Source organism: Flagellimonas sp. 2504JD4-2 (assembly GCF_053642935.1).
This window is the reverse complement of sequence record NZ_JBSIOV010000002.1, coordinates 463,014-477,701: the sequence shown is the minus strand read 5'-3', so window position 1 is coordinate 477,701 and position 14,688 is coordinate 463,014. Positions and strand designations below refer to the sequence as shown.

General features: G+C 40.7%; 14 protein-coding genes. 2 read left to right on the top strand and 12 right to left on the bottom strand.

Going from position 1 to position 14,688, the window contains the following annotated elements; translation table 11 throughout:
* The first annotated feature begins 42 nt into the window (after positions 1–42).
* Positions 43–1,614: a ribonuclease Y gene (rny, locus tag ACULLH_RS08790; RefSeq protein ID WP_454088370.1), complete on the top strand. Its 1,572-nt coding sequence runs from the start codon at positions 43–45 to the stop codon at positions 1,612–1,614.
* A gap of 71 nt (positions 1,615–1,685) precedes the next feature.
* Positions 1,686–2,105 carry a CBS domain-containing protein gene (locus ACULLH_RS08785; protein WP_454088369.1) on the top strand — a complete coding sequence of 140 codons (420 nt, stop codon included), beginning with the start codon at positions 1,686–1,688 and terminating at the stop codon, positions 2,103–2,105.
* Positions 2,106–2,153: 48 nt separating this feature from the next.
* Here the strand turns inward: ACULLH_RS08785 and ACULLH_RS08780 are convergent, their stop codons facing one another.
* The 12 genes from ACULLH_RS08780 to ACULLH_RS08725 form a co-directional block, all read right to left on the bottom strand.
* On the bottom strand, positions 2,154–4,202 hold the full coding sequence (locus tag ACULLH_RS08780; RefSeq protein WP_454088368.1) for a DUF349 domain-containing protein: 2,049 nt from the start codon (positions 4,200–4,202) through the stop codon (positions 2,154–2,156).
* Positions 4,203–4,343: 141 nt separating this feature from the next.
* Positions 4,344–5,096, bottom strand: coding sequence for a shikimate dehydrogenase family protein (locus ACULLH_RS08775; protein ID WP_454088367.1), 753 nt, complete (start codon positions 5,094–5,096; stop codon positions 4,344–4,346).
* Complete coding sequence (locus ACULLH_RS08770) at positions 5,050–6,087, bottom strand: DUF368 domain-containing protein (RefSeq protein WP_454088366.1); 1,038 nt, start codon at positions 6,085–6,087, stop codon at positions 5,050–5,052. Before ACULLH_RS08770 ends, ACULLH_RS08775 begins: the two co-directional genes overlap by 47 nt.
* 17 nt (positions 6,088–6,104) lie before the next feature.
* Complete coding sequence (locus ACULLH_RS08765) at positions 6,105–7,022, bottom strand: DUF368 domain-containing protein (protein WP_454088365.1); 918 nt, start codon at positions 7,020–7,022, stop codon at positions 6,105–6,107.
* A gap of 24 nt (positions 7,023–7,046) precedes the next feature.
* The gene (locus ACULLH_RS08760) at positions 7,047–8,447 is read right to left on the bottom strand and encodes a tetratricopeptide repeat protein (RefSeq protein ID WP_454088364.1); all 1,401 of its coding nucleotides are present in this window, start codon (positions 8,445–8,447) and stop codon (positions 7,047–7,049) included.
* A gap of 86 nt (positions 8,448–8,533) precedes the next feature.
* Entirely contained in the window at positions 8,534–9,730 is a 1,197-nt protein-coding gene (locus tag ACULLH_RS08755) for an aspartate aminotransferase family protein (RefSeq protein ID WP_454088363.1), read from the bottom strand.
* Positions 9,730–11,409, bottom strand: coding sequence for an OstA-like protein (locus ACULLH_RS08750; protein WP_454088829.1), 1,680 nt, complete (start codon positions 11,407–11,409; stop codon positions 9,730–9,732). Before ACULLH_RS08750 ends, ACULLH_RS08755 begins: the two co-directional genes overlap by 1 nt.
* Before the next feature lie 127 nt (positions 11,410–11,536).
* On the bottom strand, positions 11,537–11,824 hold the full coding sequence (locus ACULLH_RS08745) for a YdhR family protein (RefSeq protein WP_454088362.1): 288 nt from the start codon (positions 11,822–11,824) through the stop codon (positions 11,537–11,539).
* A 68-nt stretch (positions 11,825–11,892) separates the two neighbouring features.
* Positions 11,893–12,261, bottom strand: coding sequence for a DUF1428 domain-containing protein (locus ACULLH_RS08740; protein WP_454088361.1), 369 nt, complete (start codon positions 12,259–12,261; stop codon positions 11,893–11,895).
* Between the two features lie 52 nt (positions 12,262–12,313).
* Positions 12,314–13,234: an AraC family transcriptional regulator gene (locus tag ACULLH_RS08735; protein ID WP_454088360.1), complete on the bottom strand. Its 921-nt coding sequence runs from the start codon at positions 13,232–13,234 to the stop codon at positions 12,314–12,316.
* A 22-nt stretch (positions 13,235–13,256) separates the two neighbouring features.
* Positions 13,257–13,967, bottom strand: a complete 711-nt coding sequence (locus ACULLH_RS08730) for a membrane or secreted protein (protein ID WP_454088359.1) — start codon at positions 13,965–13,967, stop codon at positions 13,257–13,259.
* A 108-nt stretch (positions 13,968–14,075) separates the two neighbouring features.
* The gene (locus ACULLH_RS08725) at positions 14,076–14,669 is read right to left on the bottom strand and encodes a hypothetical protein (protein ID WP_454088358.1); all 594 of its coding nucleotides are present in this window, start codon (positions 14,667–14,669) and stop codon (positions 14,076–14,078) included.
* Positions 14,670–14,688 lie beyond the last annotated feature (19 nt).

Here is a 14,688-nt window from a genome sequence, read left to right as displayed (position 1 = left end):
TTCGCCCAATGTGGGCTTTTTTTATAACCAAACACAATGAATATGGATAACACTATGATAATTGTCGTAGCTGCCGTTGTAGGGTTGGTGATAGGTTTTGTTATTGCCAAAATGTTAGAGAAGGGGAAGGCAACAAAGACCATTTCCAATGCCAAGAGAGAAGCAACGGGCATCATAAAAGAAGCAAAGAAAGAAGGTGAAAACATTAAAAAAGATAAAATATTCCAAGCCAAGGAGAAGTTCTTGGAACTCAAGGCCGAGCATGAAAAGGTCATCATAAATAAGGATAAAAAGATTGCCGAAGCGGAAAAGCGTACTAGGGACAAAGAGTCGCAAGTCAGCAATGAGCTTTCCAAGAATAAGAAGCTGAACGAGCAATTGGAGTCCAGAATCAAGGAAGTGTCCTATAAAAGTGAGATCCTTGATAAGAAACAGGCAGAGGCGGATAAATTACACAAAAGTCAAGTACAGCAACTGGAAGTGATTTCAGGTCTTTCGGCTGAGGATGCTAAAACCCAATTGTTGGAATCCCTTAAGGAAACCGCCAAAACAGATGCAATGGCCTATCTTCAAAACACTTTGGAAGAAGCCAAACTTACCGCACAGCAAGAAGCGCGCAAAATAGTCATCAACACCATTCAACGTATTGGAACGGAAGAGGCTGTAGAAAACTGCGTGTCCGTGTTCAATTTGGAATCTGATGACGTAAAAGGACGTATCATTGGTCGTGAAGGACGTAATATACGCGCTCTAGAGTCGGCCACGGGAGTTGAGATTATTGTTGATGATACCCCGGAAGCAATCATTCTGTCTTGTTTTGATTCGGTACGAAGGGAAGTTGCCCGACTTTCACTGCACCGTTTGGTGACCGATGGAAGAATTCATCCAGCGCGAATTGAGGAAATTGTAAAGAAGACAGAGAAACAAATAAATGAGGAGATAGCTGAAATCGGAAAAAGAACGGTTATCGATTTGGGTATTCATGGGCTTCACCCGGAATTGATCAAGGCAGTGGGTCGAATGAAATATCGCTCTTCATACGGACAAAACTTACTTCAGCACTCCAGAGAAGTAGCCAAACTATGCGGTGTAATGGCTGCTGAACTTGGTTTAAACCCTAAACTGGCCAAACGTGCCGGACTTTTGCACGATATTGGTAAAGTGCCTATGGCCGAAGTTGAGGTAGAAACACCACACGCTATTTTGGGAATGCAATGGGCGCAGAAATATGGGGAAAAGAAAGAAGTGTGCAATGCCATTGGAGCCCACCACGATGAAATAGAGATGAATACCTTGATCTCACCGATTGTTCAGGTATGTGATGCGATAAGCGGAGCACGTCCTGGCGCTCGTAGGCAAGTGTTGGATTCTTACATTCAAAGGCTCAAAGATTTGGAGGATATTGCTTTTGGTTTCAATGGGGTACAAAAGGCATACGCAATTCAGGCCGGTAGGGAATTACGTGTAATCGTTGAAAGCGAGAAAGTAAATGACGACAAGGCCGCCGAGCTTTCATTTGAGATTTCACAGAAAATTCAAACGGATATGACATATCCTGGCCAGGTAAGGGTTACCGTAATCCGGGAAACGCGATCGGTGAACGTGGCAAAGTAATCCTGATAATTGTCATACTTTAGTCCGGGGAACTAGGGTAATTTCATGGGTAGATATTAAAGCTGTCCAAAATGAAAAAGAATGTACCTGTTTCCGAGATTATGACCATCGATTTGGTCACGCTGACCATCAATGATGACTTAACTACAGCTGAAAAGTATTTTAAAAAGTATCAGATTCGGCATATTCCCATTGTTTCTGGACATGCCATTGTAGGGATGTTGAGCTTAACTGATTTATTGCGAATTAGCTTTGCGGATGCGGTGGACGAAACCGAAGAAAGCGTGGATACCATGGTATACAATATGTTCACAATATCCCAAGTCATGGCAAGGGATGTAATTAGTGTTACTTCAAAGACAACGATCAAGGAAGTTGCCCAATTTCTATCGGAAAAAGAATTTCATGCGTTACCCGTCGTGGACGATGGAAAATTAACAGGAATTGTCACTACAACCGACCTGATCAACTATTTACTGGAGCAATATTGATTTTGGACCAAAGCCAGCGGTAGGAAAGCATCTTTCAGCGAAATGAATCTATTCCTCCTCGCTGCTGCTGGCCTCCTCCTCTTTATTTCGGGTGTTTTTCAGGATATTGAGCTTTTTAAGCTTAGCTTTCCAGGTTTCCAGGGAATCCTTGTGACTTTCAATATTCTGTACCACCTCCTTTACCAGAGGATTGTCTTCAGAGGCGTTGGAGAAAAACTGGAGATTGTTCTCAAGTTGTCGTATTTCCGACTTGCTTTCATCTATCTTTTTGCGGATAAAGGCTCGTTCATTGTTTATGGCGTGGTCATCGTCTGATTTCGCAAGTTGCTGCATTTTGTCGCCGTATTTCAACAGTTCTGACTCTTGCCTGCTTACTCCGAGTTTTTTGAGCAGCGCATCAACTATTTTGTTGAATTTACCGTTGATATGCTTTTTTCGATAGGGAATCCGTCCGTATTGTTTCCATTCTGCCAAAAACTGCTTCAGGGTTTCAAGGTCTTTTTCTTGGTCCCCACTTAACTGAAAAGCCTTTAAACGGTCCAGACAGGCGCTCTTCTTTTCGAAGTTTTCGTATTCCTCTTTTTGGGATTCGTTTTTCTCTGCATGTAAACGGTCAAAGTAGTGGTTGCAAGCCCCTTTGAATTCATTCCAAATTTTATCGGAATATTTGCGCGGGACATGTCCTATTTTTTTCCATTCACTTTGGATACGCTTCATTTCCGGGGTAGCCATTTCCCAATCTTCGCTGTCTTTTAACGAGATTGCCAGACCCAACAATGCTTTTTTCTTTTCCAAGTTTTCGAGTTGGTCTTTTTTCTGGTTTTTGTAGAAAGCATTTTTGTTTCTGTTGAAATTCCGAACCGCTTCTTTGAAGGCACTCCAAGTTTGTTCATTCACCTTTTGGGGTACTTTTCCAGCTTTGAAAAAGGACTCTCGCAGTGCTTCAATTTCTCTTATTTGCTGTTGAAGGGCCCTATGGTTATTTGAAACGTTTTCCGCAATAGTAGTTATTGAGGCAATGATTTCCTGCTTCTTTTCAAGGTTTTTTTCAAAATCTTTTTCCAGTTCTTGATAATGGGCCTGTCTTCGGGAATGCATGGCCTTGGTGGCGTTGCTGAACCGTTCCCAAACTTCCTCGCGCTGTTCTTTGGCAACGGGACCAATGTCTTCTTTCCAAATCTTGTGCAACATCTGAAGCTCCCTAAAGGCTTTATTGATGTCGGGTTCATCGGCTAGTGCTTCAGCACGTTCCACCAATTTCAATTTTTCTTCAAGGTTGTGTTTGAAATCAAGATCACGAAGTTCCCTGTTCAGGTGAAGAAAATCGTAAAAGATTTCCATATGATGATGGTAGGTACGCCATACATCATTGTAGTTTTTTCTTGGAATAGGACCAGCGTTGCGCCAGTTTTCCTGAAGCTCTTTGAAGTTTTTATATGTGGTATTGATATCCTCCTCTACGTTGACAAGCCCCTTAAGCTGTTCAATGATTTCCAGTCGTTTTTGGAGATTGTTTTTGAGATTTTGTTCGAGCTGCTTATAGTACTGATCACGTTTTTCGCGATACTCGGAGTACACCTCATTAAACTGCCGCTTTGCAACTGAGTTGTAACGGAAATCTATTTCGTTTCCACCATTGGACACAAACTCCTCTTTTTTGTGCTCAATGAATTCTTGGAATTTCTGATCAAATTCGTACTTAATAGCACTGACATGCTTGTGTATGGCCTGAATTTTCTCATTCTTTACCAAACGCTGTAATTCTCCCACGAGATTTTCCATTGACATGGCGTGGTAATCCAACATTGGAATATGGTGTCTCTTTTCATTGTCCACGTCTTCCGCATCCTCAGCATTTGATTCCTCTATTTCCTCAATATGGTCTTCGGCCTGTTCCGCTTCATCCACGGTAGCTTTGTCCTCGGTCTCTTTGGAAACCTCCGGATCATGGCTTTCGCCCTCCGTATGTTCTATTACTGGCTCTGCGGATGTTATTGGTTCAGAAATGGGGTTTTCTTTCGCTGTTGTTTTTACATTATCCGTTATTTGCTCAGTACCACCTTCAGTTTCCTGAAGTTTTTGCTCCTTTTCCTGCATCAGTAGTTTCTTTACCTATGATTGATGTAATTATAGCCAAGTTAACAACTATATTACCCATTACCAAAGGTATTAATTCTTCTTTTGGAGGAGTTTTGTTATGTGTGGGTCAAATAGATGGGCGTACAAATGGCGGTGTTTTTAGGAATTGTTCCAAATTTCCCACGCTTTTTCAGCTTGAAATTTGAGCATGTCCAAGCCGTTGCAAATCGCTGTGTTTCTAGCTTCACCCTCCTTTAAAAAAGCCGTTTTTTCCGGATTATAGATTAAATCGAACAAAAGATGTCTATCATTTAGAAGATGATAGGGGATAGCCGGTTTTTCCATGATATTTGGATAGGTTCCCAGTGGAGTGCAGTTTACAATCACTGTATGCGCCGTCATCATCGATTCATCAAGTTCTTCGTAGGTAAGTTGCCCCTCCTTTTTGGTTCTTGAAACAAATATGGGTGTTATCCCAAGCTTTGTAAGTACAAATCGAATGGCTTTTGATGCTCCTCCAGTACCCAAAATCAAGGCCCTGGTATGATGGGCTTTTAAAAATGGTTCCAAAGACTTTTGGAACCCATAAGCATCCGTATTGAAACCCATGAGGCCATCTTTGGTGATTTTTATCGTATTTACGGCTCCTATTTCTTGGGCCGTATCATCCATGTTGGTCAGAAATGGTATTATGTCCTCCTTGTAGGGGATGGTCACATTAAATCCCTTAAGGTTATCTTGTTGTAGGATGGTATTCAAGTCAGTGATATCAGGGATGTCAAAGTTTTCGTAGCTATGATCATCCAAATGCAGATTCTTGAACTTTTCCGTAAAATAACCTTGGGAAAAAGAATACGAAATTGACCTACCTAGTAGTCCGTACCTGTTTTCTTTCTTTTCTGTTTTTTCCATACCAATCCAAAACCAATAATACCAAAATCCCTAGAATTACAAAAAGTAACGCCCACCAAGTTTCAGCAATGCCTAAATTGGGAAAGTAGCGCTCGTAATTGAGCACAATTTTATCTCCGTTGGAATCAACCAGTGCATTACCCATCCCATCCAGTTTGAAAATGGTTCTTTTCCAGGGCCAAACCACTCCTAAAGAACCCGTAATAAATCCTAAAATTACAGCAGTTGAAATCGCTTTAAAGTGTTTGAGCACATAACTCAATAAATGGGAAAAGGTTACCAATCCAGCCGCGGAACCCAGGGTGAAAACCGCCAATATCTTTAGGGTTTCCATTCTTTTTTCATTGTTGACAAACTCAAAATTGCCTGTGAAAACCTCAGAAATCGTATCGTAAAGCGCATTAACAGAGTCTACCAGCAATAACACATAATTGCCCAAAAGAATCAAGATAAAAGAACCTGAGAGCCCTGGTAATGTCATTCCCGAAACGCTGATAATCCCACAAAAGAAGATAAATAGCAGATTGTCGTTCTGGGTGGCCGGACTTAAAAAACTAATGGAAATACCAATAATCAACCCAATAAGACCAGCTGGAACGGTCTTTTGGTTCCAATGATGGAAATCTTTGGCGATATAATAAATGGAACCCAAGATCATACCGAAAAAAGATGCCCATACAAACAATTCCTTTTGTGCCAGAAAATAGTCCAATACCCGTGAAACGCTGAAGTAGCTTACAAGCATCCCAAAAATGAGGAGTAGTAAAAAACGTCCGTTTGTATACTGGTAAAAGCTTTTGAATCTACCGTTGAAAAGGAGTTTGAACGCCTTGGAGTTTATTTTTTGAAGGGAATAGATAAATTCCTCATAAAATCCACCAACAAACGCAACGATACCTCCGGAGACACCAGGAACCTTGTTGGCCGCTCCCATACAAAGTCCTTTTATCACCAAAAAAAAGTTATCCAGAAATGTTCTAGGCTGATGCATTTGTAAATAGGGTCCTCTTATTTTTTGGAAGCAATTTTTTCCAAGATAAAAATAAGCGAAAAACCTAGCAATGCTAGGATTATGGCAAGTATTAATTGATTGTCACCTTCAAAGGCTGTGGGCCAAACGTTTATATCGTCGATAACAACGGTTTTATCACCAAAAGTCTTGGTTTCCAACACCTTTTTCCAAGGCCAAATCTTGTTCAGGGAACCCAAAATAAAACCCGTTAGCAAAGCTAAGGTGATATTCTTGTAGTTTTTGAACATCCATTTTAGCAATCGGGCAAAGCTTAAAAGTCCAAAAACGGCCCCAAGGGCCACGGTAACCACAATTTTGATATCACGCTCATGTACGGCGTCCAAAATGGTCTTATAAGATCCCAAAAGGACCAAAATAAAGGCACCAGAGATTCCCGGGAGAATCATGGCACATACGGCCAAGGCCCCAGAAAGGAACAGATAGGGTAAATTATCCACATTTTCATTCGGTGGTAGTTCCGTAATAAAATAAGCGGCGGCAGCTCCGATTATGAAAATCAGTATTGTCCCAAGGGTCCATTTTTTGATTTCCTTCCCCACAAAAATTATACTGGCCAATACAAGACCGAAGAAGAATGACCATAACAAAATGGGCTGGTTTTCGAGCAGCCAGCTTAGAAATTTAGCCAAAGAGAGTACACTGATGAATATCCCCAGGAAAAGAGCCAAAAGGAAATTGCCATTGACCTTGGTCCATGCAGCTTTTATTCCTTCCGTTCGCAGTACTTTAAGGAGTGAAAGATCAATGTTGTTGATGGAAGTAATAAGCTCTTCATATATTCCTGATATGAAGGCGATAGTGCCTCCTGATACTCCGGGAACAACATCTGCTGCCCCCATTGCCATTCCTTTAAGCGTTATGATCACATAATCTGTGAGTTGGCGTACTTTCATGCAATTTGTAGTGAAATCTGGAGTTTAGGTTGAGGCCTTTTTGATTTCTGAAACCAACGTTTGCAGCCATTGCACTTTGTTGAATTCCGGAAATTCGTCTTCAAATAACTGCAATTTATCAATATCGTGCTGCATGGCTTCTGCCAATTTTTCCTTGGCACTGAGCACTTCTTTGTTTTTTAGATAAATGCCAGCAAGCTTGAATAAAAGTTCGGCACTTTTCGGATAAAACTCAAGTCCTTGAACCAATACTTGGATGGATGAGCCGTAATCCCCAGTATTTTTAAGCACCTCTGCCCAGTTTTTCCAGGTATCGAACTCATAATTCCCCAAATCCACAGTTTGTTTATAGGCAAAATCAGCCTCATCAAAATTTTTGAGGGCGGCATATATTTTAGCGCTTCGCTTCCAATAGATGGGGTTTTCACCATCAATATTTATGGCCTTGTTGATATAGTACAAAGCCTTTTCATAATTTTTCAATTTGTAGTGGAAGTCGGTGATGGCCAACCAGCCTTTATCCAAAAGTGGATCTTCATGAACTGTATTGTAATAATAATATTTCGCGAGATCATTATTGCCCAATTTTTCATGACATCTACCAATTCTCAGATAGGCATGGGATGTCGGATCCTCAATGGAAATAGTGGTCTCATAGTTTTCGATGGCCTCGTTATACTTGCCTAACCTTTCCAAGACCTTACCTTTCTCAAAATAGGCACCTATGAACGAATCATCAGAAATGATGGCAAAATCGAATGCGGTCAGGGCTTCTTCGTACATATCGATGCTATAGTACATTTTGCCCAATTGATGCCATGCTACCTCACAGTACGGATTGCGCTCCAAATAATCGTTAAGGTAGTAGATGGCACCATCGTAATCTTCCAAAAACTCAAAACAATATATCACATTGTACAGGGATGAATAGTCACTTTCATCAAATCCAACACACTTCATAAAACTGCGTTTGGCCTGCTCAAAATCATCCATAAAAAGATATTCCATGCCCAATAGGGAATGAATATCAAAGCTGTCCTCTGCCATATGCAACGCTTCCAAAAGCAAGCTTATGGCTTCGGCGTGGTTATCTTGTTTGGATTGGATATTAGCCCGTTGAATATAAATTTCCTCATTATGGGAATCAATGGTCTGCAGGGAATCCAACAGTCTTTCGGCTTCGTCATATTTATCCTCAAAAACCAAAACTTCAACTCGTAACAACTTCAATTCCAGCGAATTGGGATGTTGTTCCAAACCTATCTGAATGGCCTTTTTGCCCAAAGATACCTTTCCGTTATTAAGATAGTGGTGAATGATTTCCTCAAAGTCCTCTGCATCAAAAAAATAGACATCATCCGTTTTGAGCATTGACTCAAATTTGCTGATGGACTTGTCAGGATTTTCGTTAGAATCTAACGCCATAGGAACGTGTTTGGTTTAACTATGGACTTAAAATTAGCCGTTTGCGGGCATCAATAAGCCGTCATTTTGGGTATGTTATCAACAATTTAGTTAACAGGGGCGGGCTTGTATGCGTCTAAAACACTGATAATTTGGGCGCATCCCTTCGCTATTTCTTCTTCTGAAATGGTCAATGGTGGAGATATTCGAACCGCTTTTGGCTCAAAAAGCAACCAGAAAAGAATCAGTCCATTTTTGGCTGCTGTCAACACTACGTAATCAACAATTTCCTTTTTCTCAAATAGCAGGGCAAGCATTAATCCCTTACCTCTTATTTCTTTAATCAAAGGATGTACCAAAAGGCTTCGAAAGAGCTTTTCTTTCGTTAATGTTTCCTCAATAATCTGACTTTCAGTGATTTCTGTTAAAGTGGCCAAACTGGCAGCTGCAATTACAGGATTCCCGCCAAATGTTGTTATATGGCCTAGTTTAGGGTGGTCCTGTAGCGTGTCCATCATTTTTTTTGAAGCGGTGAACGCTCCGACAGGAAGACCGGAAGCCATTCCTTTACCAATGACTAGAATGTCTGGGACGCAATTATAATGTTCAAAGGCAAAGAGTTTTCCTGTTCGACCGAATCCAGGTTGTATTTCGTCCAAGATTAACACAGCACCAACTTCATCGCATCGTTTTCTTACTTTTTCAAGATATCCGTCCTTCGGAAGTATAAAACCCGCTCCACCTTGAATAGTTTCAAGGATTACAGCAGCTGTTTTATCCGTGATTTTTTTCAAATCGGACTCCAGATTGAACTCAATGAAGGCAACGTCTGGTATTAACGGCCTAAAAGTACTTTTGCGCTCTTCATAACCCATAAGGCTCAAACTCCCCATGGTATTGCCATGATAGGCATTGTTTGCAGCGATCAATTGTGACCGACCAGTAAATCTGCGAGCCAATTTGATAGCTCCCTCAATGGCTTCGGTACCAGAATTTACCAAATAGGTAGTCTCCAAATTTTTGGGCAACAGAAAAGCCAAGAGCTTGGTATAGGAAACGGCAGATTGTTGGGCGTATTCACCATAGACCATGACATGCATGTACTTTTCCGCTTGTTCTTTGATGGCCTGCACCACTTTGGGGTGACAATGTCCTAAGCTACAAGCAGAAACACCCGCAACAAAATCGAGATGTTCATTGCCTTTTATATCATAGATATAGCTTCCCTGGGCATGGGAAACCTCCAAACCCAGCGGATGTGGTGTGGTTTGGGCTTGATATTTTAGAAAATCCTTTTTAAGCATTAGGGACGCTGGACTTTTTTTACTGCGGTCTTCTCAGGTTTTGTAGCCTTGGAGTTTGGAGCTTGGGTAATTGGGTTGCCACTGTTTTTCTGTCGCTCCTGTTCTTCGGTATCAATATCGACAGGATTATCAATTCCTCGGATCTTTACCAATTCGATGTTGTTGTCGTCTTCATCAAATATGTCGTCCTTGGTGAGAATGCGCTCATCACCGCGCCAAACAAAACCTTTTAGTTTTCGGCTTTCAACAGGTAAATCCTTGTCCGGGAAGATATCACCATCCGGATTGACAAAAAAGGTAATGTCCTCGATATCGCTATCGGCCATTTCCAATCTTATCTTACTGCAAATGGTCTTATCAATCCCTATCAATTCATTATCATCGTTGTACATGTAATAAATCACCTCGGTGTTTTTGACCAAATCAATGATTTTCAACTCATTTTCGATGAACTTTCCAAACAGATCCTTCCCCTTGGCCTGATTATACCCCTGTTTCCCAATGGTGTCAAATGAAATGATGAACGCATTTTCGAGCACCTTGAGGGAATCCAACTTATCAGTTTCCTTCTCAGAAATCAAATGGATACTATCTCCCGTAATTTGATTATCCACGTTCCAAATTATGGGATCAGTAATCAATTGTGTCACTCCAGTGGTTTCGCTATAATGTATGGAATCACATTTTCCGCTTAAGTTGGTCTTATAAAATTTGGCATTTCTAAAGGCTCTAATGATCCTTTCCTCGGGTTTACCCGTTGCCATTAAGGTATCACCGTGCATGTATAGGGAATCTTGTTGTACAAGGCTTATGGTGACCGCTCTTTTGGTAGCAAAAACCGAATCTTTGTCCTTGAATACCTCCGCATAATGTGCTTTGATTACCCCATTGTTGATCGTATCCGTGATTTTGATATTGTTGGTTGCGGAAGCGAACGAAGATAATTTGTCAAAATAGAGACTATCACCTTCAATTATCTTATTGTCGTAGTTGATCTTGGTATTTTTTACACCGTAACCTTGTTCGATAGTAGTATCATAAAATCCGCGTTCACAATAAATTTTATAATCTTCCCCAACAATTGTTGAAGGGCCATACATGTAAGCGTTTTTGGAAACCCGGTAATAATCGAGCTGTTCCGAATCTATGATGTACTCCGGATTATCGATATGCACATTTTTGCGGAACTGGACTTTTTTTCGCTCCATAAAATAATTCCCGATGATGCTCGTCAATACATTGGCCGAATCCACAACCTTCCCGCCTGAGCGATAGTAGGATAATTGGTTTTCCCTATCAAAATACAAAGTGTCAGTGGTCAGGGTCATTTGACCGTCGGTCAGATCAACATTTTCCCAGGCTTTTGCCAATTTGGTATTTCCATCGTAATCAATTTTTCCACTGTTCATTTCAATGGAATCTCCTTGTTGCAAACGAATATTCCCAATTGCTCTTAACTTGTTTTCCGCGGAATAAAAAATGGCAATATCGCACCATAAATCGGCTCCTTGGTGTTCAAATTGTACTTGGCGCTCATCATCCTTACTGAAAATGGATGCTCCGGGATACTTTTCCTCATTTTTGGTGAAATTGGCACCATATACAATGTTGATTTGTCTACCTTCCGAAGGAGGAGGCGCATCTTGCCCGAACGAAACAAAAAAAGAAAGCGCAATTATGAAAAAAGAAACGGTCTTCAATCCATCTAATTTTGCCCAAAAGTAGGGTTTTTGGGCAAAGTAAGCATAGGGATTTAGAAAGGTTTAATATGAAATTAAAAAAGCCAGACTTGCCTGCCTTTCGGATTTATTCCCTTAATTGGAACATAATATCCATGATTTCCATATTAGGAGCTTCCATAATTTCATAAGCCTCTGGAATACTGGATGCCAGTTGGGATGTGCGGTACGCATTTAGCGCTTCTTTGGAATCCCAGATATAAATTCCCCCGTATTGGTCAGGTTGATCGAGTTTTACGTAGTATTTCTGCAGGAGGCCTTGAAGTGCTTTAAACTGAGGTTCTCTTTCTTTGGCTCTTTTTAATAGTTCTTCTTCAGGGAGTTTGGATTTAAGTTTGATTACTTGGATGATCATACTATCTATTTTAAAGTTTGATTGGTTTTCTAAGATTTAACATTATTGAGCTAATTGGGAAATCCTATTTAGACCAGTGACTGAAATCCACCATAAGCCATTCGTTGTGCATCAAAAATCACCCTTGAAGCATCTGTCAATGGAGCGATTAAATCTACCATTCTTGGGTCAGATGCAACACCTTTATTGGCCAGGTCCCGTGATTCACGTGAATCGAAAACGACCCACCCAAATATGATGGCTTCGTCTTCCTTTGTCCCCAGCAATTCAGGAAAGGAAAGTGTTCCTTCCAATTTTAAATCCTCGCCTACGTATTCAAAATAGGCGAGGGCCCCATGTTCTTTCCAAATCCCCGCAACCGTTTGGGCCACATTCTTATATTGGTCCAGACGATCTTTAGGAATGGGAAGGACAAATCCGTCGATGTAATTTGCCATGTTTTCTTTTGTTTTTTATTGTTTGATAGTCGGTAGTTGATTTACCTTCAAATTATTCGATCGGAATGTACAGATCTACTATAAATTTATTTTCAGGATGTTCCCGATAGTCATTGTGATAAATTTCAAAAGGATTTTCTGCGCTCTTTTTGTATCCATTTTCATTCATCCAAATAAACAGACCTGTCCAAGATTTTTCGAATTCGTTGGGTGTGATTTCAAACCGGCCAACAATGCACTTGGCCCTGTTTATGTTCAACCTATGGATTTCACCTTCAGTTTCGAAAGATTGGTCGGTTTTCAGAAATATGCTCATACGCACCTTGTCCGGCGCCGTAACTTTGACGCTGTCATAAAAAACCCTGCCCAGTTTGGCTTCTGGACTTTTTAAAAGATCTTGGGGGGTCGCCCATCGTAGCAATTTTTCAAAAGCGTGTTCAACCCCGTTTAGTCCAATATGGGTTACGCCGGCTACATTCAATTCTGGGCTTTCCTTGATTTCAATAGTTGCACTCATCGCTATCCATTTTTTAAGATTGGTAATGATGCAAATGTATTTTTCGTGGTCTGCGTAGGTTTGACCATTCTTGCTTTCCAATTGACGAATCTTGCTAAACTTATTGGGGTTTTGTTTTAGGAACCCTGTCGGACTTACCCCATAGTACTTTTTGAACGCCCGAGTAAACGAAGAAAGATCGTTAAATCCATTTTTGTGAGCTATTTCTGTTGTTGAGATGGATTTATGACGTAAATCCAAGGCAGATTTTTCAATTCTCCGGCGCGTCACATATTGATTTAAGGTTTCCCCTGTAATGAATTTGAACACCCGATGAAAATGATAGGGGGAGAAAAAAGCAACCGCGGAAACAGTGCTCAACGACAGATCGGCGTCCAGATTTTCATCAATAAATTCAAAAACCCTATTGATTCGATTTTTATAGTCGGTTTCTATTTCCTTGCTCGCAATAGCCATTCAATGTACTGATTCAAAAAAATTATTCCCTGAGACTCCAAATTTCATTAATTGGACTCCCTTTGCTGGACAAACCTGAGTGGTGCCAATTACCATCTACCAATTCATAATCAAAACTTAAACTCAGTCCCGCTTTGGAATCATCCCTGGAGAAGAATTCAATGTTCTCGGTGTATTTACCATCAATTGTGGTGTAAGTGCCGCCTCCAGTACCCATAAATTGTTTTGTTTCGGTATTGTACGCTATCCATTGAAATCGGGTTCCGGATAAAATTTTCATGGTTTTTCGTGGTCTATTGGTATTGATTGATTGCATTTTACCTTCGCGCATCCTTCCAGATATCAACCAGGCTCCATTTAACTTTCCGGGTGTTCCGTCATCCAATCGAGTCAACTTCATATCAGAATCGGCAACCTGAATTGTGTTTTCTGTAATAATGACCCTAAAGCTTACCTCGGAACCCACACGCTCCGGTTTTTTGGTATCAAATTCTACTTTTTCCGTCATAACATCCCCTTCCAACTTCCATGTGCCACCATTGGAGTATGCAAATTTTCCGGTATCGGCATGATAGACGCTAATGACCTGATAGCCATCCGCAAAGATGACCACATTTTTAAGCTTGTCCCCATTTTCTGAAGTTGTATAACCTTCCCAAGCACCAATAATGCCCTGTGCTTGGATTCCAATTGATAGGATAGCGCAAATCAAGAAAACAATTGATTTTTTCATATGTTGAATATTTTACTGTTAAATCGTTAGATCCGCGGTGTAGATTGAAAGGTAGTTATTTTTTTGGGGAAAGATGATGAGGAGGCATTCTACACTGAAACCCTTTTGCTATACGATAATTGAATTCCATAGATAAAAGGCTACCACCACAATCAGGGTTAAATACGCATAAATCGCCGAAGTGTTGAACAGTGCACCTTCGTTTCCTGCGGAAATATAGACAGACCGAAGTACCTTTTTAAATTGATACCACTTAAGGTGTTTGTTCCAGCGTAATTGGTTGACGTAATAAACGGGTAACATCACCATCCCGATAAGGATAAAGGGAAGAAACAATAATCCAATCATGGTAAAACCCAATAGGGCAACCGCAATTATTTTACTTGCACGGGTTTTAAAATGGACTGTTTCGCCATTAACCCTTTCTGCACTTTTTGCCCTAACGTAAATGCTGCTTACAACTACAGCGAGTGTTTGGACATCCATCACCCAGTTTGGAATTTGCACATCTCCGATAATCCAAAGTATCGGTTTGTACAGCATTTGATAAATCGGTTGAACCAATTCCCTATAAAAATTGAGCAGTTCGGATAGGCTTAAAGCCAATTTTAGATCAAGGCCAATCTGCAAAAGGCTAATAATGGATGATGCGGATAATGCTATCCCCAATAAACTCCATATTCTGCCCAAAAAACGAGTCATGTTTTAGTATAAGTTAGAT

What these genes read in the sequence shown, in the direction of transcription:
- ACULLH_RS08730 (WP_454088359.1), bottom strand. Translation starts at nt 13,967, where the DNA reads ATGAAAAAATCAATTGTTTTCTTGATTTGCGCTATCCTATCAATTGGA.
- rny (WP_454088370.1), top strand. Translation starts at nt 43, where the DNA reads ATGGATAACACTATGATAATTGTCGTAGCTGCCGTTGTAGGGTTGGTG.
- ACULLH_RS08785 (WP_454088369.1), top strand. Translation starts at nt 1,686, where the DNA reads ATGAAAAAGAATGTACCTGTTTCCGAGATTATGACCATCGATTTGGTC.
- ACULLH_RS08725 (WP_454088358.1), bottom strand. Translation starts at nt 14,669, where the DNA reads ATGACTCGTTTTTTGGGCAGAATATGGAGTTTATTGGGGATAGCATTA.
- ACULLH_RS08755 (WP_454088363.1), bottom strand. Translation starts at nt 9,730, where the DNA reads ATGCTTAAAAAGGATTTTCTAAAATATCAAGCCCAAACCACACCACAT.
- ACULLH_RS08740 (WP_454088361.1), bottom strand. Translation starts at nt 12,261, where the DNA reads ATGGCAAATTACATCGACGGATTTGTCCTTCCCATTCCTAAAGATCGT.
- ACULLH_RS08765 (WP_454088365.1), bottom strand. Translation starts at nt 7,022, where the DNA reads ATGAAAGTACGCCAACTCACAGATTATGTGATCATAACGCTTAAAGGA.
- ACULLH_RS08770 (WP_454088366.1), bottom strand. Translation starts at nt 6,087, where the DNA reads ATGCATCAGCCTAGAACATTTCTGGATAACTTTTTTTTGGTGATAAAA.
- ACULLH_RS08780 (WP_454088368.1), bottom strand. Translation starts at nt 4,202, where the DNA reads ATGCAGGAAAAGGAGCAAAAACTTCAGGAAACTGAAGGTGGTACTGAG.
- ACULLH_RS08745 (WP_454088362.1), bottom strand. Translation starts at nt 11,824, where the DNA reads ATGATCATCCAAGTAATCAAACTTAAATCCAAACTCCCTGAAGAAGAA.
- ACULLH_RS08735 (WP_454088360.1), bottom strand. Translation starts at nt 13,234, where the DNA reads ATGGCTATTGCGAGCAAGGAAATAGAAACCGACTATAAAAATCGAATC.
- ACULLH_RS08775 (WP_454088367.1), bottom strand. Translation starts at nt 5,096, where the DNA reads ATGGAAAAAACAGAAAAGAAAGAAAACAGGTACGGACTACTAGGTAGG.
- ACULLH_RS08760 (WP_454088364.1), bottom strand. Translation starts at nt 8,447, where the DNA reads ATGGCGTTAGATTCTAACGAAAATCCTGACAAGTCCATCAGCAAATTT.